This window comes from Actinocatenispora thailandica (assembly GCF_016865425.1).
Taxonomy (GTDB): domain Bacteria; phylum Actinomycetota; class Actinomycetes; order Mycobacteriales; family Micromonosporaceae; genus Actinocatenispora; species Actinocatenispora thailandica.
Genome location: NZ_AP023355.1, coordinates 2321506 through 2345301 on the forward strand (window position 1 = coordinate 2321506; position 23796 = coordinate 2345301).

The window sequence follows — 23796 nt, forward strand, 5'->3', positions numbered from 1 at the left end:
GTCCACCGTCTCATGCCGGCACGGCCGGGTGCTGGTACGGCTGGGATGCCGGTCGGGCCGCGCGCGACGGCGCGGTGCGGCGATGGTGCCGACCTGCGGGCGGGGCGGCCCCGGGCGGCGTGCTGGCCCGCGCCGCGGTCGCCGCGGTCAGATCCAGCCGCGGCGGGCGGCCTGGACGCCGGCCTGGAACCGGTTGGTGGCGCCGAGCCGCTGGTGCAGCCGCTGCACCCGGCGCCGCATGGTGCGCAACGACCAGCCCAGCTGGCGCGCCACCGCCTCGTCCTTCAGCCCGCTGACCAGCATCGCGAGCAGCTCCCGGTCGTCCGGATCGACGCCCTCACCGGCCTCCCGGGCGTCGCGGGGCTCGCGGGCGTCGTCCTGGCCGTCGTCCGGGGCGTCCGGGGGGTCCTGGGCGGCGGCACGGTGGGCGAGGACGTGGGACAGCGGAACGGCGCGCCGCCAGTACGACTCGAACAGGTCGACGAGCCCGTCCAGCAGCGTGGAGCGGTGCACGACCACGGCACGAACCTCGGTGAAGTCCAGGCTCAGCGGCAGCAGCGCGCGCCGCCGGTCGGCGACGGTCATCTTCAGCAGCAGGCCGGGCATCACCCGGGCCTGCTCGCCGCCGGCGACCTGGCGGCGGATCTCGTCCAGCCCGCCCGGCTGGTCGAGCGCCTCCGGCGCGTAGACCACGCGGTAGCGCACCCCCTGGCCGAGGGTGACCGGCTCGATCGGGTTGCTGAACGTCAACGCGTACGGCGGACGGTCCAGCGACAGCACCTCGTCGCGGGCCTCCTGCTGCAGCCGGACGAACCAGTGGCCGAGCGCCTCCGCTCCGTGCAACACCTGGATCGCGTCGGTGTCCGGAGCCGGCGCCTGTCCATTGTGGAACAACGCGACCAGCTCGTCGACCGCGCTCCGGGTCGCGTCCAGCTCAGCGGTACGGGCGCGCAGCAGCGCCTCGACCGCCACCCGCGGCTCGCTCGGGCCGTACCGCCGGCGACGGCCGCCGAGCCGGTGCAGCAACCCGTCGGTGCGCAGCCGGTCCAGCGAGCGGGCGGCCCGCTCGGTGCCGATCCCGAGCGCCAGTGCGACCCCGCCGGGGGTCACGTCGCCGTGCGCGAGCGCGTACCGGTAGACCGACTCGTCGAGTTCGCCGATCCCGGCCGCGCCCAGGGAGGTGACAACCATCCGGGGATCGTGGCCCATCGGTGCCACCGACCGCAATGGGCCACCCGTACGCGTTGTGGCTGGCGGCGGCGCCGGCTGGAATCTAGGCGGCCGGTGCATCCCCTCATGCCGGCCGCGAGGAGTGACGACGATGAGACGGCATCGATTCCGGCTGGCTGCCGCGGCGGCGGCCGCGCTGGTCACCACCGCGGGGCTGCTCGGCCCCGGTGGTGGCGCCGCGCCGGCCGCACCGTCCGGTGCGGACCAGCGGGTGATCGTGGAACTGTCCGGCAAGCCGGCGATCGCCGCCGCCCCGGCGCGGACGGTCGCCGCGGCCGGCCGGGCCAAGGTGGGTGCGGCCCGCACCAAGCTCGCCGACGACCACCGGGCGTTCCTGTCCCGGGCCAGGAAGGCCGGGGTGGCGGTGCGCGAACAGCGCTCGCTGACCCTGCTGGACAACGCGATCGCGCTGCGGGTACCGGCGTCCGAGGTGGCCATGCTGCGCACGCTGCCCGGCGTCACCGCGGTGCTGCCGGACGTGCGCGCGCACACCAGTACCGACACCAGCGTGCCGCTGATCGGCGCGCCGCAGGTGTGGCAGCAGCACGACGCGCAGGGCCGGCCGGAACGCGGCACCGGTGTCACGGTGGCCATCGTGGACACCGGCGTCGACTACACCCACCCCGACCTGGGCGGCGGGTTCGGGGCCGGGCACAAGGTCGTCGCCGGCTACGACTTCGCCAACGACGACGCCGACCCGGCCGACGACAACGGGCACGGCACTCACGTGGCCGGCATCGTCGCCGGCAGCGCCGCGAAGCCGGGCGGCGTCACCGGCGTGGCGCCGGACGCGACGCTGACCGCGTACAAGGTGCTCGACGACTCCGGCAGCGGCTGGACCTCCGACATCATCGCCGGCATCGAGGCGGCGGTGGATCCGGCGAACGAGCACCGCGCCGACGTCGTCAACCTCAGCCTCGGCGCCCCGGGCGACGGCACGGATCCGTTGGGCCAGGCGGCGTCCGCGGCGGTGGCCGCCGGTGTCGTGGTGGTCGCCGCGGCCGGCAACGACGGTCCCGGCGCCGGTACGCTGAGCTCGCCGGGCGACGCCCCGGGGGTGCTCGCGGTCGGTGCGTCCACCTCCGGCGTCCGGCTGCCGGCGGCGACGCTGACCGCGCCGAAGCGCGAGCCGCTGCAGGTGCAGCGCAGCCCGCTGTCGGCCAACCCGCCGGCCAAGCCGGTCAGCGCCGCGGTGGTCGACGTCGGCGCCGGTACCGACGCGGACTACGACCGGGTCGGCGACGTGCACGGCAAGATCGTGCTGCGCCGTTGGCAGGTGCCGCCCAGCGCGGACCGGATCAGCTCCGCCGACATCGCGGCGGCCCGCGCCGACGAGCAGCGCGGCGCGCTCGCGGTCATCGGGTACGAGCAGGGCAACACCGGACCGCAGTTCGCCCCGTCCGCCGCCACCGGCGTCGACCTGCCGGCGCACGGCCTGGACTCCGGCGACAGCCTGCGGATGGACCGGCTGGTCGTCCTCGGCATGGACGACTCGCAGTACGCGGAGCTGGGCCGGATCGGTGCCACCGACGCGCTGCGCATCACGATCGGCGGTACCGACGTCACCGACACGATGGCGTCGTTCTCCTCCCGCGGCCCGTCGGCCGGCTTCGGCCTGAAGCCGGACCTGGTCGCCCCCGGCGTCGAGATCCGCTCGACCGTACCGACCTCGCTGTACGGGCCGGGCGAGTACCGGATGTCCGGCACCAGCATGGCGGCGCCGCACGTGGCGGGTGCCGCCGCGCTGCTGCGCCAGGCGCACCCGGACCGGTCGGCGGCGGCGATCGGCGCCGCGCTGGTCGGTACCGCGCACGGGCTGGCCGACGTGGACCCGACGGTGCAGGGCGCCGGCCGGCTCGACGTGGCCCGCGCGGCGGCGGCGGACGTCACCGCGCAGCCGAGCAGCCTGTCGCTGGGGCTGGCCGACCTGTCCGGCGACACGGTGCGCGGCAGCGCGACGCTGACCCTGCACAACGACGGCGCCGCCGCCGCGACCACGGCGCTGACGCCGGTCGCCGCGGACGGCACCCCGGGGACCGCGACGGTGACGCCCTCCCGCATCACCATGCCGGCCGGCGGTACCGCGACGGTCACCGTCACGGTGTCGGCGAAGCGCGACCTGTCCGGCGACACGAACGTGTCCGGCTGGGTGGCCGCGGCCCCGGCGAAGGGCCCGGCGCTGCGGGTGCCGTACCTGCTGGCGGAGCGGCCGCTGGTGGTGCGCGCGGCACCGGACCCGAGCGACGGTACGAGCACCGTGTTCGTGCACAGCCCGACCCCGCTGACCGGTGCCCCGCAGGTCCGGGTGGCCGGCCGGCACGGCAAGCCGCTGACGGTGACCGCCCGGCGCGACCACGACGAGTGGTACCGGGCCGAGGTGCACCTGAGCCGGGCCGGCGCCTACCAGGTCGCGGTCACCGGCTGGGCGGCGAGCGGGCCGCGGCTGGCCGGCGCCGGCGCGCTGGAGGTCACCGCGCGCAGCGAACCGGCGAAGTGGCAGCCGGTGGGCCCCAACTCCACCGCCTGGCACCTGACGACCACGCCGGCGAACGAGCGGATGGCCGTGCTGCTGGAGTGGACCAGCCCGGCGCCGTGGATCACCACCGACCGCGGTGGCCACTGGACCCGCGCGGGCCGGCTGCCGGTCGCGGCCGGCGGCGACGGCCAGGTGGTCGTCGACCCGCACCGGTCCAGCCGGCTGTACCTCGCGGTCAACGGTGCGACCGGCCAGACGCTGCGCACCGTGTTCGACCCCACCTACCAGGGCAAGATCCTGCGCACCGACGACCGGGGCCGGACCTGGACCACGCTGGACTTCCCGGACACCCAGGTGCACGCGCTGGTCTCCGACGCCACCGGCGGCACTCTCGCCGCGGTCACCGACACCGGTGTACTGACCAGCCGCGACCACGGTGACCGCTGGCGCACCGAGGCTGTGACCTGGGGCGACGCGCCGCAGTGGGCGGCGGTGTCCGGGCACGACCTGTACGTGGGGACGCTGCGCCGGATCGTGAAGGTGGCCGGGTTCGACTCGGCGCAGCCGGCGCCGGCCACCGTGGTCCGCGAGGTGTCCGACCGGTCGGCGTTCGTCTCCGGTGTGGTGGCCGACGACCAGGCGGTGGTCTACGCCGACAACCAGGGTGTGGTCTACACCTCGACCGACGGCGGCGCCAGCTGGACGAGGAAGTTCGCCCTGCCCAGCTCGTATCCGAGCGCGCTGTCGCTGGTGCACGGCACGATCTGGCTGGCCGCCCTGGGCGAGGTCGACTACCTGGGTGCCGAGCACGGGGCGAGCTGGACGACCATGCCGCGACCGGCTCGCGGCCCGGTCGACACCGACGCCGACGCCTGGCCCGGCGACGACGCGCTGCTGGTGTCCCAGGAGAACGGCGGCCTCTACACCACCTCCGACCGGGGCGCCAGCTACCGGCGGATCGGCGTACCTGGTGCCGAGGTGTCCGATCTCGCGGTGGCCACCGACACCGGCGGCGCGGCGCACCTGCTGGCCGGTGCACCCGGCGCGGACACCTACAGCACGCCGCTGCCGACCGGTCGGATCGACGCCGGTACCGCGGAGTGGGGTCCGGCGAAGGAGGGATACACCTACTCGGCGCCGCACTACGGGGTGTCGCCGAAGCGGCCGGGGCTGGCGTGGAAGTCGCTCGGTTTCCCGGCGGTGGACAGCTACGAGCTGCAGACCAGCACCGACGGCGGCACTACCTGGACCCGCGCGGACCGCACCAACGGCGTCGCGTACGCGGTGCTGGCCAGCCCGGCGGATCCGGACCGGGTGGTGGTGTCGATGAAGAGCTACGCCCACGGGTACGGGCTGCGGGTCACCGCCGACGGCGGCCGGACCTGGAAGAACCTGTACCACCCGCGGGCGTACACCGCGATCGCCGGTGACCCGGCCGACGCCGACCGGCTCTGGCTCGGTGCCGCGGACGGGCTGTACCGCTCCGACGACGGCGGTGTGACCGCGGTCAAGGTGGCCGGCGGCATGGTCGGGTCGATCCTGGTCACCGGGTCGCGGGTGGTGGTGGGCGGCTCGGCGATCCGGGTCAGTACCGACGGTGGCCGGCACTTCGCCACCGCGGACACCGGCGGGCTGCCGGTGCGGGTCAGCGATCTGTACGCGCCGCCCGGCGATGGTCACACCCTGTACGCATCGACCACCTCGTACGCCGCGAACGGGCTGCCGCAGGGCGGTCGGGGCGTACTGCGCAGTACGGACAACGGGCGCAGCTGGCACAACGTGTCCGGCGGGCTGCGCAGTACGGCGGTGACCAGCCTCGCCGGCAGCCCGGACGGCCGCTGGCTGTTCGCCGGCACCGCCGACGGCGGGGTGCACCGGCTCCGGCTGCGCCGCTGACCGGCGGGCGGCCGACCGGGTTCGGCCCGGTCGGCCACCCGGCACCAACCGGCCGGCCCGGACCGACCGTACCGATCCGGCGTACGGTCGGTCCGGGATCTGGTGTGCCGTTGTTACCCTGAGCGGCGGCTCGACCGGGTGGCGCGTGCGTGAAGGGAAGCTCATGGGGCTGATCGACAAGATCAAGGGCGAGTTCATCGACATCGTCGAGTGGCTCGACCAGACGCGCGACACGATCGTGTGGCGCTTCCCGCGGTACGACAACGAGATCAAGATGGGCGCCAAGCTCGTCGTGCGCGAGTCGCAGGTCGCGGTGTTCGTCAACGAGGGCCGCATCGCCGACGCGTACGGGCCGGGCACCTACGAGCTGCAGACCCAGAACATGCCGATCCTGTCCACCCTCAAGGGCTGGAAGTACGGCTTCCACTCGCCGTTCAAGGCCGAGGTCTACTTCGTCAACACCCGGCAGTTCACCGACCTGAAGTGGGGCACCCAGAACCCGGTCATGGTGCGTGACCCCGAGTTCGGCATGGTGCGGCTGCGCGCCTTCGGCGCCTACTCGATGCGGGTGGTCGAGCCGCGTCGGCTGCTGACCGAGCTGGTCGGCACCGACCCGCAGTTCCGCACCGAGGAGGTCTCCGAGTACCTCCGCCAGATGCTGGTCGGCCGGCTGTCCGGCGCGCTGGCCAAGGCCGAGGTGCCGATGCTGGACCTCGCCGCACACCAGCAGGACATCGGTGACCGGCTGGCCGGGGCGCTCAGCCAGGAGCTCGCCGAGGTCGGCATCGCCATCCCGAAGTTCATCATCGAAAACATCTCGGTGCCGCCCGAGGTGGAGAAGGCGATGGACAAGCGCACCGAGATGGGCGTGGTCGGCGATCTGGACAGGTACACCAAATACCAGACCGCCAACGCGATCGCCGAGGCCGCCGGGACCCCGGGCAGCGGCATGGGCGAGGGCCTCGGTCTGGGCATGGGCGTCGCCGCCGGGCAGCGGTTCGCGCAGAACATCAACCCGCAGCAGGGCTACCCACAGCAGGGCTACCCGCAGCAGCAGTACCCGCCGGCCGCCGCGCCCGGCTACCCGCCGCAGGGCGCGCCCCAGCAGGGTTACCAGCAGCCGCCGGCGCCGGCCGCCCCGCCGCCGCTGCCGCAGCAGACCCAGTGGTACATCGCGGTCAACGGCGCCCAACAGGGCCCGTTCGACTCCGCCGCGCTGTCCGGTCAGGTGTCCGGCGGCGCGCTGACCCGCGACACCCTGGTGTGGCGCAACGGGATGGCGCAGTGGACCGCGGCCGGCCAGGTCGGCGAGCTGGCCCACCTGTTCGGCGCCACCCCGCCGCCGCTGCCGCCACAGTCCTGACCGGCGCCCCCGGGGCCACTGCGGCCCCGGACCGACGCGGCCCCGGTCGGCGCGCCGTTTTTGTCCGATCGTCTGTTCCGGTAAGGCCCCTCATGACCGAACAAGCCACCTCCACACCGCACGCCTTCCCCTGCGCGTCGTGCGGTGCCCGGGTCGAGTTCGCCCCGGGCACCAACACGCTGCGCTGCCCGTACTGCGGGCACGAGCAGGCGATCCCGCTCGCCCAGCGGCAGGTGCTGGAGCACCACATCGAGGAGCTGGCCACGCTGCCGCGCAAGCCGGTCGCGCAGCTCGCTCCCCAGCAGTACGCATGCCACAAGTGCGGCGCGCGCACCCAGGGCACCACGCTCTCGCAGGCCTGCCAGTTCTGCGGCGCGCCGATGGTGGCCGACCTGAGTTCCGGCGAGCAGGTGGTGCCGGAGGCGGTGCTGCCGTTCCAACTGGACGAGAAGGCGGCCCGGGGCGCGCTGCGCAAGTGGACCTCGTCCCGCTGGTTCGCGCCGAGCGCGTTGAAGAAGGTGGCCACCGCCGAGTCGACCAAGGGCACCTACCTGCCGCACTGGACCTACGACGCGCACACCGCGTCGCGCTACACCGGGGCCCGCGGCGAGCACTACTACACCACCGAGACCTACACCGACTCCAACGGCAACCAGCAGACCCGCCAGGTCCAGCACACCCGGTGGTACCCGGCGTCCGGGGAGGTGCGGCGGTTCTTCGACGACGTGCTGGTGGTCGGCACCCGGCAGCTCGACGCGTCGCGCACCGAGAAGCTCGAGCCGTGGCCGCTGCAGCAGTCCGTGCCCTACCAGCCGGCGTTTTTGGCCGGCTACCAGACGCTGCGCTACGACGTCGAGCCGGAGCAGGGGCTGGAGGTCGCCAAGGGAAAGATGGCCGCGGTCATCAAGGGTGACATCCGCCGCGACATCGGCGGCGACGTGCAGCGCATCGACTGGTTCGACACCCGGTACGCGAACCTGATGTACAAGCTGATGCTGCTGCCGGTGTGGCTGGCGAACTACCTCTACTCGGGCAAGACGTACCAGGTGATGATCAACGCCCGCAGCGGTGAGGTGCACGGCGAGCGGCCGTACAGCGCAGCCAAGATCGCCGCCGCGATCACCGCCGGTGTCCTGCTCATCGCCGCCATCATCACCCTGATCGTCCTGTCCCAGCACTGATCGGTTCGGTTCGGCTCGCGGACCAGCAGGCCGGTGAGCCGGACGTAGTAAGTGCGGACGACGGGGTCGCCGTCGATGTCGTCGATGGGCACTACCCGCAGGTAGGCGGCGCCCGCGACCAGCGCCGGGGTGCTGGCGACCACCATCGCCCAGAAGGAGCCGCGGCCGTGCACCCCGGCCGCCGGGCTGATCCACACCTCCGACCCCGCCCGAGGCGCCTGCGCGGTGCGATGAACAGTGCGACGAACCATGGTGAACCCCCGCGCGAATGGGACGAATCGGTATGGCAGTGGAGCGTACGTCAATAGGAAACTATAGGCAAGCTACGTCTAGGGTAGGGAAGTTTCGTATGCGCTCGCAGGCTGACTGATCTGTTCGACACCATCGGTTCATGAGCCTCGACCCGGACGGCATGACGCCCATGTACGTCCAGCTCGCCGACCTGATCGCGGCTCGCATCTCCTCCGGCGAGTACCGGCGTCGCATCCCGTCGGAGGAGACCTTCCGGCAGGAGTTCGGTCTCGCCCGGCAGACGATCCGCAAGGCCATCGCACTGCTCCGTGACCGCGACCTGGTCGTCACCTCCCGCCGCGGCACCTGGATCAAGGGCCAGGAATAGAGCCGATCGCGGGCGTGGCGGAGCATGACGGGGGCGGACGTTTTCGGCAATATGTGCATACCGCGTGAACGGTCGGCTACCTTCGGCGCCGGGCGGCGGCTACCCGCATCCAGGTGGAAGACTAGGTGGCATGAGTCAGCTCGACCCCCGTTCGATTCCGTCGTCGTTCACCCGTGGAGCGGTGGACCTCGGCGCGTTGCGGCCGCCCGCCGCCAGCCAGTCCGCGCCGGCGCAGCCGGCCCCGTCCACCGACACCGCCGGCCCGGCCGCGGGGACGCCGCCGGCCGGCGTGTCCGTCGCCGTCGACGAGTCCAACTTCCAGGCCGAGGTGCTGGAGCGCAGCCTCCAGGTCCCGGTCGTGGTCGACTTCTGGGCCGAGTGGTGCGGGCCGTGCAAGCAGCTGTCCCCACTGCTGGAGAAGCTGGCCGCGGAGGCGGCCGGCAGCTGGGTGCTCGCCACCGTCGACGTGGACGCCAACCCGCGGCTCGCCCAGGCGTTCCGGGTGCAGTCCATTCCGACGGTGTACGCGATCGTCGGCGGCCAGCCGGTCGACGGCTTCACCGGCGGCATCGGGGAGCAGCAACTGCGGCAGTGGATCGACGCGGTGCGTGCCGCCGGCGGTGCCGCGCCGGCCGAATCGGAGGTCGACCCGCGCATCGTCGACGCCGACGACAACCTCGCGGCCGGTGACCTGGACGGCGCCGAGGAGCTGTTCTCCCAGGTGCTGTCCGAGCGGCCGAACGACCCGCTGGCCACGTCCGGGATGGCCCAGGTGGCGCTGATGCGCCGGGTGCAGACGGTCGACTCGCGGCGTGCCCTGGCCGACGCCCAGCAGCGCCCGGACGACGCGGACGCGCAGCTGCTCGCCGCCGACGTCGAGGTGATGAACGGTCGCGCCGAGGAGGCGTACCAGCGGCTGGTGGAGACGGTGCGCCGGCTGCGCGGCCCGGAACGCGACGCGGTGCGCAAGCACCTGCTCGGCCTGTTCGACGTGGCCGGACCGGACGACCCGGCGGTCGCCGCGGCCCGTCGCGACCTGGCGTCGGCGTTGTTCTAGGCGTGCACGGAATGGGGTGGTGCAGCGAGGCCGAGTCCAGCCGCAGGCTGGCCAGGCGGCGGTGTGTCCGGGTGGTGGAGCCACTCGGGCGTGCCGACAACGCGGCCAGCGGGTGGCTGGCCCGGCCGCAGCCCGCCGACCCCCGTTCCGCGCAGGTCTGAACGGATGGCGGGCGAGCGGGGGGCCAAGCCGGTCACGGTGCTGGACGCGCCGTCGAATCTGGGGTTGACGCCCCCGACGGCGGGTGCGGTCCCCGGGTGTGCCAAGGCGCCCGGTGCGCTGCGCGACCACGACCTGCTCGCCCGGCTCGACGCGCGCGACGCCGGTTGCGTCGTGCCGCCGCGCTACGACCCCGGCGAGTGGGCGCCCGGCGACGGGGTGAACCAGGCCGACCAGGTCGCCGACTACGCGGTGAAGCTGGCGGAGCGGCTGGCTCCGCTGCTCGCCGACGAGTCGTTCCCGGTGGTGCTGGGCGGGGACTGTTCGATCCTGCTGGGGTCGGCGCTCGCGCTGCGCCGCCGCGGTGCCGACGCCGGCACCAGGTACGGGCTGGTCTTCGTCGACGGGCACACCGACTTCCGGCATCCGGGCAACGCCGACTACGTCGGTGCCGCCGGCGGCGAGGAGCTGGCGCTGGTCACCGGGCGCGGCGACGCGCGGCTGACCAACATCGACGGGCTCAAGCCGTACCTGCGGGAGTCCGACATCGTGGTGCTCGGCATCCGCGACGACGACGCGTACCGGATGGACATCACCGCCGCCGGCATCCCGCACCGCACCGTGCCGGTACTGCGGGCCGAGGGGATGCCGCGCACCGCGGCGTGGGCGGCGTCGCTGCTGTCCGACACCGCCGGATTCTGGGTGCACCTGGACACCGACGTGCTGGACCCGACGGTGCTGCCGGCGGTCGACGCGCCCAGCGACGGGGGCATCGGCTACGGGGAGCTGGAGCATCTGCTCGCCGATCTGGTCGCGGTGCCGGGCTGTCTGGGTGTCGAGGTCACCGTGTTCGACCCGGACTACGACCCGGACGGCACGTTCGCCCGCGAGCTGGTGGATGCGCTGGTGGCCGGGCTACGGCCCCGGTGGGACCGGCCGGCGGCGCCGGTTGCGGCGGCTGACCCGGCGACTGCCGGGTCGGCCGAGCTGGCGGGGCCGACCGGTCCGGCCGGGCGGTCGGCGCCGATCGCCGCCGGCTCCGCCCCGCGGCACGCGACGATCACGGTGGCGCTGGCGGACCCGCCGGCGGCCGGCGCCGGTCCGGTCGCGCCGCGCCGGTCGACCGGTCTCGGTTGGCCCGTCGACGAGCCGAACGCCGGGACGGGAGTCGGTACTTCGTCCCGGCTCGGATGGCCCGAATAGTCCCGCTGGTCCAGTCCGCCGACCATCGGGCCGCATGGGCTCGATCACTTTGGCGCGCGCGGACGTGACCGCCCGCGCAGCGCGGGGTTGGGTATCGCGGCGCCGGTATGTCCGGTGCGCCGTCATCCGCCCGTGTGTAGTCGGGTTGCGCACGCTCCGCATCCGGCCGCACCGGATGGCTCCACGCTGCAGGAAGGTCATAGGGTGGAGCCGGATGACCCACAGCGTGGTGGGGCGAGGGGAGTGGCTACCCATGAATCGCCGTTCGGCGACGGATCCTTCGGCGGCCGCAGCGGGCCGGACCGCAGCGGACGACCAGACCGCAGCGGGCGAGACGTCGGAGGGCGCCGATTCGTTCGGCTCGGCTCTTCCGACCGGGCGTGAAGTGGCGCCGGGCGACGATGGCGCACCGCCGGCGGCCGGTGACCCGACCGGTGCGGCGATCGACGAGGTGGCCGACGATGCCGCCCTCGCCGAGGCGGTGGAGAACCGCGAGGCGCTGCTGGCCGAGGCGGCCGAGCTCGCCACCGCCGACGCCGGCCGTGCCGCCGGAAGTTCGCCGGACGAGATGGCCGATCTGGTCCGGCTGTACTGGCGGTTGGTGCCGGACGAGGAGCTGGTCGGCCGGACCGGCGCCGAGCTGTACGAGACGACCTGCCGGCACCGCAAGCTGGCGCAGCGCCGCGGCAGCGGCCAGCCGCAGGTGGAGCTGCGCAACCCCGACGACAGCGGGCACACGGTGCTGTCGGTGGTGACCGACGACATGGCGTTCCTGGTCGACTCGGTGACCGCCGCGCTGGTCGCGCACGACCTGGAGATCCACCTGGTGGTGCACCCCCAGGTGGTGGTGCGCCGGGACGCCGCGGGCGAGCTGGTCGAGGTGCTGCCGCGGCTGGAGGCCGACCAGGCGGGCCCGGACGACACGGTGGAGAGCTGGATGACCTTCGAGGTCGACCGGCAGCAGGACGAGGCGGCGCTCGGGACGCTGTCGAGCGACATCGAGCGGGTGCTCACCGACGTCCGGGAGGTGTCCGAGGACTGGCCGGACATGGTGGACCGGGCCCGGCAGCTCGCCGCCGGGCTGCAGGCCGCGCAGCTGCCGGTGCCGGACAAGGACATCGAGGACGCGGTGGAGCTGTTGCAGTGGCTCGCCGACGACCACTTCACCTTCCTCGGCTACCGCGAGTACCAGCTGGCCCAGCGCGACGACGAGCAGCTGCTGGCGCCGGTGGACGGCAGCGGCCTGGGCATCCTGCGTGGCGCACCGACCAAGCCGCGCAGCCTGTCCTCGATGGCGCCGGAGGCGGAGGCGAAGGCGCTGGAGAAGCGGCTGCTGACGATCACCAAGGCGAACTCGCGGGCCACCGTGCACCGCAACGCCTACCTCGACTACATCGGCATCAAGACGTTCGACGGTGCCGGCAACGTGGTGGGGGAGAAGCGGTTCCTGGGCCTGTTCACCTCGGCCGCGTACGTGCAGTCCACCCGCGAGCTGCCGGTGGTGCGGCGCAAGGTGTCCACGGTGCTGCGCCGGTCCGGGCTGTCGCCGCGCAGCCACTCCGGCCGGGACCTGATGGAGATCCTGGAGACCTACCCGCGCGACGAGCTGTTCCAGATCTCCACCGACGAGCTGTACCGCACGGTGATGGGCGTGCTGCGGCTGGCCGGTCGCCGGCAGCTGCGGCTGTTCGTGCGCCGCGACGCGTACGGCCGGTTCATCTCCTGCCTGGTGTTCCTGCCGCGGGACCGGTTCTCCACCCGTAACCGGCTGCGCATCCAGCGGATCCTGATGGACCGGCTCAACGGTGTCGGGCTGGACTACTCGACCCGGGTCACCGAGGGCCAGCTGGCCCGCATCCACGTCACGGTGCGCACCGACCCGGCCGACCCGCCCGGCGAGCTGGACGTGGAGGCGATCCAGCACGAGCTGGCCGACGCGACCCGGCTGTGGGAGGACGACTTCCGGCTGGTGCTGCAGGCCAAGCTCGGCGACGAGCAGTCCCGCTACCTGTACGAGCGGTACGCGTCGGCGCTGCCGCAGACCTACCAGGACGAGCACACGCCGTACGAGGCGTCGAAGGACCTGGCGAAGCTGGAGCTGCTGGACGAGCCGGGCGAGCTCGCGATGCACCTGTACCGGCGCCGCAAGAACGACGACGACCTGCGGTTCAAGGTGTTCCGCCTGGGCGAGCCGATGATGCTGTCGGCGCTGCTGCCGGTGCTGCACTCGCTCGGGGTGCGGGTCGCGGACGAGCGGCCGTACGAGATCTGCCGCGCCGATGGCACGATCTACCTGTACGACTTCGGGTTGCGCCCGCCGGCGGATGCGCTGGACATGTCGCAGGTGCGGGCCAAGGTGGAGAACGCGTTCTCCGCCGCCTGGCGCGGTGAGTCCGAAGTGGACGGTCTGAACCAGCTGGTGCTGCGCGCCGGGCTGACCTGGCGGCAGATCGTCATCCTCCGGCTGTACGTGAAGTACCTGCGGCAGGCCGGCACGGTGTTCAGCCAGGACTACATCCAGGACACCATCGTGGCCTACCCGGGCATCGCGACGCTGCTGGTGGCGCTGTTCGAGACCCGCTTCGACCCGCGCATCCAGCTCTCCGACTCCGCGCGCGCCGAGCACGGCCAGCACCTGATCGAGGCGATCACCGCGCAGTTGGACGACGTGGCGAGCCTGGAGGCCGACCGGATCCTGCGCAACCTGCTGACGCTGATCGAGTCGACCCTGCGCACCAGCTTCTTCCAGCGCGGCACCGGCCGGCCCAAGCCGTACGTGGCGGTCAAGCTCGACGCGCAGCGGGTGCCGGTGCTCCCCAAGCCGCGACCCCGGTTCGAGATCTTCGTGTACTCGCCCCGGTTCGAGGGCGTGCACCTGCGGTTCGGCGCGGTGGCCCGGGGTGGGCTGCGCTGGTCGGACCGCCGGGAGGACTTCCGGACCGAGATCCTCGGCCTGGTCAAGGCGCAGATGGTGAAGAACGCGGTGATCGTGCCGGTCGGCGCCAAGGGCGGCTTCGTGCTCAAGCAGGCGCCCGCGGCGAGCGACCGAGAAGCGTTCCAGGCCGAGGGCGTCGCCTGCTACAAGATGTTCATCTCGGCGCTGCTGGACGTCACCGACAACATCGAGCCGGACGGCACCGTGGTGCACCCCACCGACGTGGTGCGGCACGACGGCGACGACACCTACCTGGTGGTGGCCGCGGACAAGGGCACCGCGACGTTCTCCGACATCGCCAACCAGATCGCGATCGACTACGGCTACTGGCTGGGTGACGCGTTCGCGTCCGGCGGTTCGGTGGGTTACGACCACAAGAAGATGGGCATCACCGCCCGCGGCGCGTGGGAGTCGGTCAAGTACCACTTCCGGGAGCTGGGCACCGACTGCCAGACCGAGCCGTTCACCGCGGTCGGTGTCGGCGACATGTCCGGCGACGTGTTCGGCAACGGCATGCTGTGCAGCGAGACGACGCGGTTGATCGCGGCGTTCGACCACCGGCACATCTTCCTGGACCCCGACCCGGACCCGGCCGCGTCGTACGCGGAGCGGCGGCGGATGTTCGACCTGCCCCGGTCGAGTTGGGCCGACTACGACGCGTCGACGATCTCCGCCGGTGGCGGGGTGTGGTCGCGCGCCGCGAAGTCGATCCCGATCTCCGGCCCGGCGCGGGCCGCGCTGGGCCTGGCCGACGACGTGACGTCGCTGTCGCCGCCGGAGCTGATGCGCGCCATCCTGCTGGCGCCGGTCGACCTGCTGTGGAACGGCGGTATCGGCACGTACGTCAAGGCGCGCACCGAGAACAACGTCGACGTCGGCGACAAGGCCAACGACGCGATCCGGGTCGACGGCGGCGAGCTGCGCTGCAAGATCGTCGGCGAGGGCGGCAACCTGGGCTGCACGCAGCTGGGCCGGGTGGAGTTCGCGGCCGCCGGCGGCCGGATCAACACCGACTTCATCGACAACTCCGCCGGGGTGGACACCTCCGACCACGAGGTCAACATCAAGGTGCTGCTCAACCGGGCGAAGGCGGCCGGCGAGCTGACCGAGGACGAGCGTCGCGCGCTGCTGTTCCAGATGACCGACGAGATCGGCGAGCACGTGCTGCTCGACAACTACGACCAGAACACCGCGCTGGGCTGCGCCCGGGCCCAGGCGTACCCGCTGCTGCCGGTGCACCGCCGGCTGATCACCGACCTGGAGCGCTCGGGTCGGCTGGACCGGGTGTTGGAGGGGCTGCCGACCGACGAGGAACTGGCGGCCCGGGACAAGCAGAACCTCGGCCTGTACTCGCCGGAGTTCTGCGTGATCCTCGCCTACGTCAAGATCGCGCTGGAGGACGAGCTGCTCGACTCGACCCTGCCGGACGAGCCGTGGACCGCGCAGACGCTGGTCGACTACTTCCCGACGGCGCTGCGCGAGCGGTACGCCGACCAGATGGCCGAGCACCCGCTGCACCGCGAGATCGTCACCACCCTGCTGGTCAACGAGACCGTCAACCGCGGCGGCATCTCCTTCGTGTTCCGGGCGATGGAGGAGACCGGCGCGAGCGAGGTGGAGGTGCTGCGGGCGTTCGTGATCACCCGGGACGTGTTCGGCCTGGCGCCGCTGTGGCGCGAGCTGGAGGCGCTGGACAACACCGTACCGGCGGCGGCGCAGGTCGACGCGCTGCTGCGGACCCGCCGGGCGCTGGACCGGGCGGTGCGCTGGATCCTGCAGAACCGGCGCAGCCCGCTGGCGGTACCGGACGAGATCGAGCGGTTCGGTTCGGGCATGGCCGAGCTGCTGCCGAAGGTCGGCAGCCTGTACCGCGGCGCCGAGCAGGAGGCGTACGCCAAGCACCGCGACGAGCTCGCCGCCGAGGGGGTACCGGCGGAGCTGGCCGACCGCGCGACCCGGGTGCTGTGGGGCTTCGGCCTGCTCGACGTGGTGGAGGTCGCGCACGCGACCGGCCGGCCGCTGGCGGAGATCGCGGACGTGTACTACGCGATGTCGGAGCGGTTCCGGGTGGACGAGCTGCTGGACAAGATCTCCAACCTGCCCCGGCACGACCGGTGGCAGACGCAGGCCCGGCAGGCGCTGCGCTACGACCTGTACGCGGCGCTCGCGGCGCTGACCGCCGAGGCGCTGGCGGCGACCGACTCGTCGCTGCCGGCCACCGAACGGGTCGACGCGTGGGCGGAGCAGAACGCCACCCCGATCGGCCGGGCGCTGGCCGCGATCGGCGAGTTCCACGGCACCAGCTCGGACCTCGCCGCGCTGTCGGTGCTGCTGCGCCAGATCCGTACCGTGGTGCGCACCTCCGCGCTGGCCGCGAACTGAGCTGCTGCCGGGCCCGGCCGGGCCCGGCAGCCGGCGGGTCGGGGAGATTCCCGGACGCGCGGTTCGGGCCGCTGCGGCATCCTGGGGGATGCGCGGCGAAGTGGGCCCGATCGAGGAGTACGTGCGTGCGCTGACGGCGGCGTTGCCCGGCCCGGCGCGGGCCCGGGCGAGCCTGGTCGGTGAGGCCCGGGACGGTCTGGTCGACGCGGCGACGGCCTACCGGTCCGCCGGCTGGCCGGCGCGGCGGGCCGAGGAGCTGGCGGTCGCCGACTTCGGCACGGTCCGCGAGCTGGCCGGCGAGTACCGCACCGAGCTGGCGCTGTCCCAGGGCCGGCGCACGTTGTTGCTGACCGCCGCGGTGCAGCTCGGCGTGTGGCTGTTCTCCGAGCTGTCCTGGCGGCTGGGCGAGCACCGGTTGTGGTCGGGCGCGGCGCCGTCGGACGGGTACCGGCTGCTGGCCCGGGCGGTCGACGCGTTGCAGTTGATCCCGGTGGGGGTCGCGTTGTGCGCGGTGCTGGTCGCGTTCACCTACGGCCAGCGGGTGCTGCCCCGGCCCGATCTGCTGGCCCGCGCGTCGGGGGCCTTCGGCTTCGGCGTCGCGGCGACGATGCTGGTCTCGTGCGCGGTGATGTCGCTGGCTACCCCGGGCCTGGCCGGCGTCGGGTCGGTGGTCACGTCGGTACTGGCGGTCGCGGCGCCGGCGGGGCTGATTGCGGCGAGCGCCCGCCGGTCGTTCGTGGCGGCGGCGCCCCGGCCGGCCTGAACGTCGGTCAGCCGGTGCCGAGGACGCCTTCGATGACGGCGCTGAAGTCGCGCCAGTCGGCCCGCTCGGCGGCGAGGAACCGGCTGCCGGCGTCGGTGATCCAGTAGGTGCGGCGCTGTCGGCCGGCCACCGTGGCCCATTCGCTGCGCAGGTAGCCGGCACGCTCCAGCCGGCGCAGTGCCGGGTAGAGGGTGCCGGTGGGCATGCTGACGGCACCGCCGCTGCGCGCCGACAGCGCCTCGGCGATCGCGTACCCGTGCCGGGGGCCGTCGTCGAGGACGGCGAGCACCAGCGCGTCGAGGTGCCCGCGGAGCCGGTCCGCCTTCATGCCGTCAACCTACCCACCCGCCGATCTCGGCGCCCACCGCCCGCGGCCCGCCGGCCGGTCTCGGGGTTCCCTCGGGGTTGCGTGTTGGACCTCTACATGTAGCGTGTCTACACGTAGGACGTCAACTCATGGGAGGGTACGTGACCGCCGTCGACCTGGCCCGGGTGCAGTTCGCGCTCACCGCGAACGTGCACTTCCTGTTCGTCGTGCTGACCCTGGGGCTGACGCCGATGATCGCGATCATGCAGACCCGGTACGTGCTGACCGGCCGGGACGTGCACCTGGCCATGACGCGCTACTGGGGCCAGCTCTACGTGGTCAACTACGGCCTGGGCATCGTCACCGGGCTGGTGATGGAGTTCCAGTTCGGCCTGGCCTGGACCGGCGTCGACCGGGTCGCCGGGCAGGTGTTCGGGGCGCCGCTGGCGCTGGAGACGATCATCGCGTTCTTCGCCGAGGCGACCTTCCTCGGCATCTGGATCTTCGGCTGGGGCACGCTGCCGAAGGTTGCGCACCTGGTGTCGTTCTACCTGGTCACCATCACCGCGTACGCGTCCGCGGTGTTCATCATGGTGGCCAACGGATTCCTGCAACACCCGGTCGGATACCTGCTGCGCGACGGCACCGCGCACGTCACCGACCTGCGGGCGCTGTTCACCAACCCGGAGGCGGTCGGCGCGCTGCGCCACCTGCTGCCCGCCGCGTCGATGCTCGGCGGCATGGTCGTCGCCGGGATCAGCGCCTGGCAGCTGCGGCGGCGCCCGGACGACACCGACGTGTTCCTCCGCTCGCTGCGGATCGGCGTCCTGGTCGGGCTCGTCGGCGCGTTCTTCACCTTCCAGTACGGCTGGGCTCAGCTGGACTACCTGCGCACCGATCAGCCCGGCAAGGTCGATGCGATCATGGCGTCGAAGGGCACGGCACCGGTGACCGACCGGCCGCCGGGCTGGATCTCGGTGCCGTTCTCGATCATGCAGCAGTTCGGCGAGTACTCCGCCTACCTCGGGCTGTTCCTGCTGCCCTTCCTGATCCGCCGCTGGATCGTGCGCCGGCGACTCCTGCTGCGGGTGATGACCTGGTGGATTCCGCTGCCGTTCGTCGCGGTCGTCTGCGGTTGGTTGGTGCGCGAGGTCGGCCGGCAGCCTTGGGTCGTCTACGGAGTGCTGCGCACCGCGGACGCCGCCTCGTTGCCGACCGGCCCGGTCGCGGTGTCACTCGCGCTGTTCGGCGTGCTGGTGGTCGGGCTCGCCGTGACGAACTGGTTGGTACTGCTGATGCTCGCGCGGCGCGGGCCGCACCGGCTGATCCTCGGCCGGGTGCTCGGCGACGAGGAGACGACCGCGCCCGAGCCGGCCGTGGTGTGAGAGGGGACAACGGATGCACACTGCGCTCACCGCGATGTTGCTGCTGCTGGTGGCCGGCTGGTTCGTACTCGACGGGTACGGGCTGGGCACCGGGATCCTGCTGCGGTGGCTGGCCCCGCCCGGCCGGCCGCGCCGCCGGGTGCTGACCGGGGTCGGCCCGGTACTGCTGGCCAACGAGATGTGGCTGGTCGCCGCCGCCGGGCTGGTCGCCGGCGCGTTCCCGGCCGCCGAACGGGTCCTCGCCGCCGCCTGGCCGGCGGTGGTGCCCGGCCTCGCCGCATGGGTGCTGCGCGATGCCGGGCTGTGGCTGCGCGGCCGGCGCGACTCGCCACGCTGGCGCCGTTGCTGGGAGTCCGGGTACGCGCTGGGCAGCCTGGTGTTCGCGTTCTGCTGGGGCCTGCTGCTCGGCGGCCTCGCCCTCGGCCTGCCGCCCGGGCTCGGCCTCGGCGATCCCGGCACCGCCTGGTTCGCCCCGGTGTGCGGGCTGGTCGTGGTCGGCGTGCTCGGTACGCACGGCGCGGCCGTCACCGCCGTCCGGGTGCCGTCGGCCGCCGCCCGCGCGGTCAAGCTGGTCGAGCGGCTGGCCCGGCCAGCCGCCGCGCTGACCCTGCCGGTGGCGCTCGCCGGCCTCACCCTGCCGGCGGTACGGGCACAGCTCGCGCCGCCCGCCGCCCTGGTCCTGCTCGCCCCGCTCGGGCTGCTGTACGCCCGGCGCGCGCTGGCCCACCGGCAGCCGAAACGCGCCACCGCCGGTACCGCGGTCGCCGCCGCGGCGCCGGCGCTGGCCGTGCTCGGCTGCGCCGCGCCGCAACTGGCCGCGGCCGCCGGCGACTCGACCGTGCTGGCGGTGGTGCTGCTCGCCGCGGCGCCGGTCGTGCTCGCCCACCAGGGCCTGCTGTGGTGGCTGTTCCGGCACCCGGTCACCGACCGCACCGTCGCCTTCTTCTGATGCCCGCCAGCCGAACCCGGGCCCGCGTCGCCCGGCTCCCCGAGGTACGCCGGCACCTGGCGGCGGGTTGGTTCGCCGCCGCGGCCCTCGCCGCGCTGACCGTCGCGCAGCTGGACCTGCTGGCCCGGCTCATCGTCGCGGTGATCGACGGCCGCGCGGTCGCCGGGCTCACGGCGGCACTGGCGGCGGCGACCGTCGCCCGCGCCGCACTCGCCGGCTGCCGGGAGGCGGTCGCGGGTCGCACCGCCGCGCGGGCCACCGCGGCGCTGCGGCACCGCGTCCTCGCCGCGGCGCAGTCGCTCGGCCCGCAGTGGGTCGCCGGGCGGCCGACCGGCGAGCTGGTCGCGCTGACCGACCGTGGCATCGACGGGCTCACCCCGTACCTGCGGGACTACCTGCCGCAGCTCGCGCTCGCCGCCGCGCTGCCGGTCGCGGTGCTGATCCGGCTCTGCTGGGCCGATCCGGCCTCGGCGCTGGTGGTGGCGGCGACGCTACCGCTGATCCCGCTGTTCGGCGCGCTCGCCGGTCGGCAGGCGCGATCCGCCACCCGGCGGCAGTGGCGCCGGCTGTCCGTCCTGAGTGGACATTTCCTGGACACCGTGCTCGGCTTGCCGACGCTGCGCGCGTTCGGCCGCGCCGGGACGCACGCGGTACGGCTGCGAACGGTCGCCGACGCGCACCGGCACGCCACCATGACCGCGCTGCGGGTGGCGTTCCTCACCTCGCTGGTGCTGGAGCTGGTCGCGGCGCTGTCGTTGGCGCTGCTCGCGGTGCCGATCGGGCTGCGGCTGCTGGCCGGCGACCTCGACCTGCGTACCGCGCTGGTGGTGCTGCTGCTCGCGCCCGAGGCGTACCTGCCGCTGCGCGCGCTCGGTGCGCGCTTCCACGCCGGCGCCGCCGGGCTCGCCGCCGCCGAGGACGCCTTCGCCGTCCTCGATGCCGCGGCGCCCACGGTGGCACCGGATCGACCCGATGCCGGCGCCGCCGTACCGCGGCCCCGGCCGGCGTCCACCGGGCCAGCGGGCCGTCCCGATGCCGCCGACGTACCGGCGCCCCGGCCGGCGCCCACCGGCCGCGCCGCCCGGCGACGGCGGGTGCTGGTGCGGTGCGAGGACGTGACGGTCCGGTACCCGGGCCGCGACGAACCCGCGCTGTGCGGGTTCGACCTCACCGTCGAGGCCGGCGACCGGCTGGTGCTGACCGGCCCGAGCGGGTCCGGCAAGAGCACGGTCCTGGCGCTGGTACTGGGGTTCGTCCGGCCGGCGCGCGGCCGGGTGCTGCTCGACGGGCTGGACCTGGACAGCGCGGGGCGGGCCGAGCTGGCCGCGTGGCGGGCCCGGCTCGGCTGGCTGCCGCAGCGGCCGAGGCTGTTCGCCGGCACGCTCGCCGCCAACGTCGCGCTCGGTGCTCCCGACGTCCCCGAAGCGCGGATTCGCCGGGCGATCCGGGCCGCCGCCCTGGACGAGGTGGTCACCGGCCTGCCCGCCGGCCTGCACACCGTCCTCGGGGAGAACGGGCACGGGCTGTCGGCGGGGCAGCGGCAGCGGGTGGCGCTGGCCCGCGCGCTGTGCCGGGACGCGCCGCTGCTGCTGCTCGACGAACCGACCGCCCGGCTGGACGCGGACACCGAGGCGGCCGTACTGGCCGCCGCGACCCGGCTGCCGGCCGACCGTACCCTGCTCGCCGTCGCGCACCGGCCGGCCACCATCGCCGCCGCCCGGCCGGTACCGATGCCGCCGGTCGCCGAGCTGGTGGAGCCGCGGCCATGACCACACCGGTTGCCGGACAAGGGAAACGCGACGGGCGGGTGCTGCGCCCGGTCGCCGGCCCGGTGCTGCTCGCCGCGGTGGCCGGCGCCGGTGCCGAACTCGCGGGTACCGCGCTGCTCGCCACCGCGGCCTGGTTGCTGGCGCGCGCCGCCGAGCAACCCGCACTCGCCGCGCTGTCGGTGGCCATCGTCGCGGTCCGGGCGTTCGCGCTGCTGCGGGGCGGGCTGCGCTACGCGGAGCGGCTCACCGGGCACCGCGCGGCGCTGCGCGCGCTGGCCGTACTGCGCGAACGGGTGTACCTGGCGCTGATCCCGCTGGCGCCGGGCGGGCTGCCGGGCTGGCGGCGGGCGCAGCTGCTGCACCGGATGGTCACCGACACCGAGGCGGTGCAGGACCTGGTCGTGCGCTGCCTGGTTCCGGCCGCCGGCGCGACGCTCGCCGGCACCCTGGGGCTGGTCGTGGTGGCCGGGCTGTCCCCGGCATCGGCGCTGCCGCTGCTCGCGGCGCTCGTCGGTACCTGCCTGGTGCTGCCGGCATGTGCCGGCCAACGGCGCCACCGCGCCGCCGGCGACGACGACACGTCGGTGCCGGTAACCGCCACCGACCTGCTGGACGGCGCCGCCGAACTCGCCGCGTACGGCGCCGAGCCGGCCGCGCTGGCCGCCGCCGGCGCCGCGCACGCCGACCGGGCCGCCCGGGACCGCGCCGAGGCGCGAGTGGCCGGCGCGCTGTCCGCCGCCGGCCTCGCGCTGCAGGGCCTCGCCGCCGCGACCGCGACCGTACTGGCGGCGCCGGCCGGCGGGCCGGCCGTCGCGGTGGTGGCACTGACCGTCCTGGTGGCACTGGAGCCGTCGCTGGCGCTGCCGGTCGCCGCCCGCCGGCTGGTGGACGCGCGCACCGCGCTGCGCCGGGTCCGCGCGGTGCTCGCCGCGCCGGCTCCGGTGACCGAACCGGACGAGCCGCTGCCGGTACCGACCGGCCGGGTCGGCATCGCGATTCGCGCCCTGCGGGTGCGCCACCCCGGCGGCCGGGCACCGGCGCTGGACGGAGTGAGCGTCGACATCCCGCCCGGCAGCCGGCTGGTCGTGACCGGGCCGAGCGGATCGGGCAAGAGCACCCTGCTCGCCGCGCTGCGCCGGTTCGTCCCGCCGGACGGCGGCACGATCCGGCTCGGCGGCAACCCGATCGAGGCGTACGCCGGGGACGACGTGCGGCGGCTGATCGGCGGCGTCGGCGAGGAGGCGCACCTGTTCGACACCACCCTGGGTGTGAACCTCCGGCTCGGCCGCCCCGCGGCGACCGACGACGAGCTGCGGGCGGTACTGCACCGGGTCGGGCTCGGCGACTGGCTCGCCGGTACCGCCGACGGCCTGGACACCGCACTCGGCCAGGACGGCGGCGCGCTGTCCGGCGGCCAGCGGCAGCGCGTCCTGCTGGCCCGGGCGCTGCTCGCCGACCCGCCGGTACTGCTGCTGGACGAGCCGACGGAGGGGCTCCCGGCCGCCGATGCGGACCGGCTGCTGCGTGATGTGCTGACCGCCACCGCTGGCCGCAGCACGATCCTGGTCAGCCACGACCCGACCGCCCTGGCGCACGCCGACCAGGTCCTCGACCTCGGCGTCGCGGGGCGTCGCGGGGCGACAACGCCCCGCGACGCCGTCAGTCGTTCGTGTCGCGGCGCAGCTTCTTGATGTCGCCGCGGCGGCGCTTGGCGTTCAACCGGCGGGTCACCGATCCGCGGGACGGCTTGGTCGCCCGGCGGGCCGGCGGCGGCGGCGCGACCGCGTTCCGGACCAGGTCGGCGAGCCGCTGGGCGGCGGCGCGCCGGTTGTCCAGCTGCGCGCGGTGCTCGGACGCGGCCACCGTCAGCACCCCGTCGACCAGCCGGGAACCGAGCCGCTGCACCGCCCGGTCGCGCAGTGTCGGGGACAACACGGGCGAGTTGACCAGATCCCAGGACAGCTCGACCCGGGAGTCGGTGGTGTTGACGCCCTGCCCGCCGGGCCCGCTGGAGCGGGAGAACCGCCACCGCAGCTCGGCCCCGGGAATGGCGAGCGAACGGGTCACGGTCAGCGGCTCGGGCATGATTCCCAGCCTATGCCGTACCCATCGACCGGCGTCA

At 74.1% G+C, this 23796-nt stretch carries 15 protein-coding genes; 12 read left to right on the top strand and 3 right to left on the bottom strand.

Translation table 11 applies throughout. The annotated features are described in order from the left end of the window. Positions 1-147 precede the first annotated feature (147 nt). Positions 148-1191, bottom strand: coding sequence for a helix-turn-helix domain-containing protein (locus tag Athai_RS10315; protein WP_239156847.1), 1044 nt, complete (start codon positions 1189-1191; stop codon positions 148-150). 130 nt (positions 1192-1321) lie between these two features. On the opposite strand from Athai_RS10315, the gene Athai_RS10320 reads away from it, so the two are divergent. The 8 genes from Athai_RS10320 to Athai_RS10355 all read left to right on the top strand — a co-directional run bounded on the left by Athai_RS10320 (position 1322) and on the right by Athai_RS10355 (position 17264). Next, positions 1322-5602 (top strand): S8 family serine peptidase, encoded by a 4281-nt coding sequence (locus Athai_RS10320; protein ID WP_203961299.1) that lies wholly within the window; start codon positions 1322-1324, stop codon positions 5600-5602. Positions 5603-5765: 163 nt separating this feature from the next. Continuing rightward, the gene (locus Athai_RS10325) at positions 5766-6965 is read left to right on the top strand and encodes an SPFH domain-containing protein (protein ID WP_203961300.1); all 1200 of its coding nucleotides are present in this window, start codon (positions 5766-5768) and stop codon (positions 6963-6965) included. A gap of 92 nt (positions 6966-7057) precedes the next feature. Beyond that, on the top strand, positions 7058-8146 hold the full coding sequence (locus Athai_RS10330) for a TFIIB-type zinc ribbon-containing protein (RefSeq protein WP_203961301.1): 1089 nt from the start codon (positions 7058-7060) through the stop codon (positions 8144-8146). Between the two features lie 391 nt (positions 8147-8537). Further along, positions 8538-8765 carry a GntR family transcriptional regulator gene (locus tag Athai_RS10335; RefSeq protein WP_203961302.1) on the top strand — a complete coding sequence of 76 codons (228 nt, stop codon included), beginning with the start codon at positions 8538-8540 and terminating at the stop codon, positions 8763-8765. Between the two features lie 130 nt (positions 8766-8895). Next, positions 8896-9822 carry a tetratricopeptide repeat protein gene (locus Athai_RS10340; protein ID WP_203961303.1) on the top strand — a complete coding sequence of 309 codons (927 nt, stop codon included), beginning with the start codon at positions 8896-8898 and terminating at the stop codon, positions 9820-9822. A 165-nt stretch (positions 9823-9987) separates the two neighbouring features. Further along, the gene (locus Athai_RS10345; RefSeq protein ID WP_203961304.1) at positions 9988-11184 is read left to right on the top strand and encodes an arginase family protein; all 1197 of its coding nucleotides are present in this window, start codon (positions 9988-9990) and stop codon (positions 11182-11184) included. 253 nt (positions 11185-11437) lie between these two features. Then, entirely contained in the window at positions 11438-16501 is a 5064-nt protein-coding gene (locus Athai_RS10350) for an NAD-glutamate dehydrogenase (RefSeq protein WP_203961305.1), read from the top strand. Positions 16502-16589: 88 nt separating this feature from the next. Further along, a complete protein-coding gene (locus tag Athai_RS10355; protein ID WP_203961306.1) occupies positions 16590-17264 on the top strand; it encodes a permease prefix domain 1-containing protein in 675 nt (224 codons plus the stop codon). Positions 17265-17271: 7 nt separating this feature from the next. Here Athai_RS10355 and Athai_RS10360 read toward each other — a convergent pair whose 3' ends face one another. Further along, positions 17272-17592, bottom strand: a complete 321-nt coding sequence (locus tag Athai_RS10360) for a PadR family transcriptional regulator (protein ID WP_203961307.1) — start codon at positions 17590-17592, stop codon at positions 17272-17274. A gap of 140 nt (positions 17593-17732) precedes the next feature. On the opposite strand from Athai_RS10360, the gene Athai_RS10365 reads away from it, so the two are divergent. From Athai_RS10365 to cydC, 4 genes are read left to right on the top strand one after another with little or no spacing between them, the layout of a single operon-like run. Continuing rightward, the gene (locus tag Athai_RS10365) at positions 17733-18956 is read left to right on the top strand and encodes a cytochrome ubiquinol oxidase subunit I (RefSeq protein ID WP_203961308.1); all 1224 of its coding nucleotides are present in this window, start codon (positions 17733-17735) and stop codon (positions 18954-18956) included. Between the two features lie 13 nt (positions 18957-18969). Next, positions 18970-19905: a cytochrome d ubiquinol oxidase subunit II gene (locus Athai_RS10370; protein ID WP_203961309.1), complete on the top strand. Its 936-nt coding sequence runs from the start codon at positions 18970-18972 to the stop codon at positions 19903-19905. Further along, on the top strand, positions 19905-21674 hold the full coding sequence (cydD, locus tag Athai_RS10375; RefSeq protein WP_203961310.1) for a thiol reductant ABC exporter subunit CydD: 1770 nt from the start codon (positions 19905-19907) through the stop codon (positions 21672-21674). The genes Athai_RS10370 and cydD overlap by 1 nt, the downstream gene beginning before the upstream one ends. Then, the gene (cydC, locus tag Athai_RS10380; RefSeq protein ID WP_203961311.1) at positions 21671-23365 is read left to right on the top strand and encodes a thiol reductant ABC exporter subunit CydC; all 1695 of its coding nucleotides are present in this window, start codon (positions 21671-21673) and stop codon (positions 23363-23365) included. Before cydD ends, cydC begins: the two co-directional genes overlap by 4 nt. Here cydC and arfB read toward each other — a convergent pair. After that, positions 23334-23759 carry an alternative ribosome rescue aminoacyl-tRNA hydrolase ArfB gene (gene arfB, locus Athai_RS10385; protein WP_203961312.1) on the bottom strand — a complete coding sequence of 142 codons (426 nt, stop codon included), beginning with the start codon at positions 23757-23759 and terminating at the stop codon, positions 23334-23336. The two genes, cydC and arfB, sit on opposite strands and share 32 nt — an antisense overlap. Between the last annotated feature and the right edge of the window lie 37 nt (positions 23760-23796).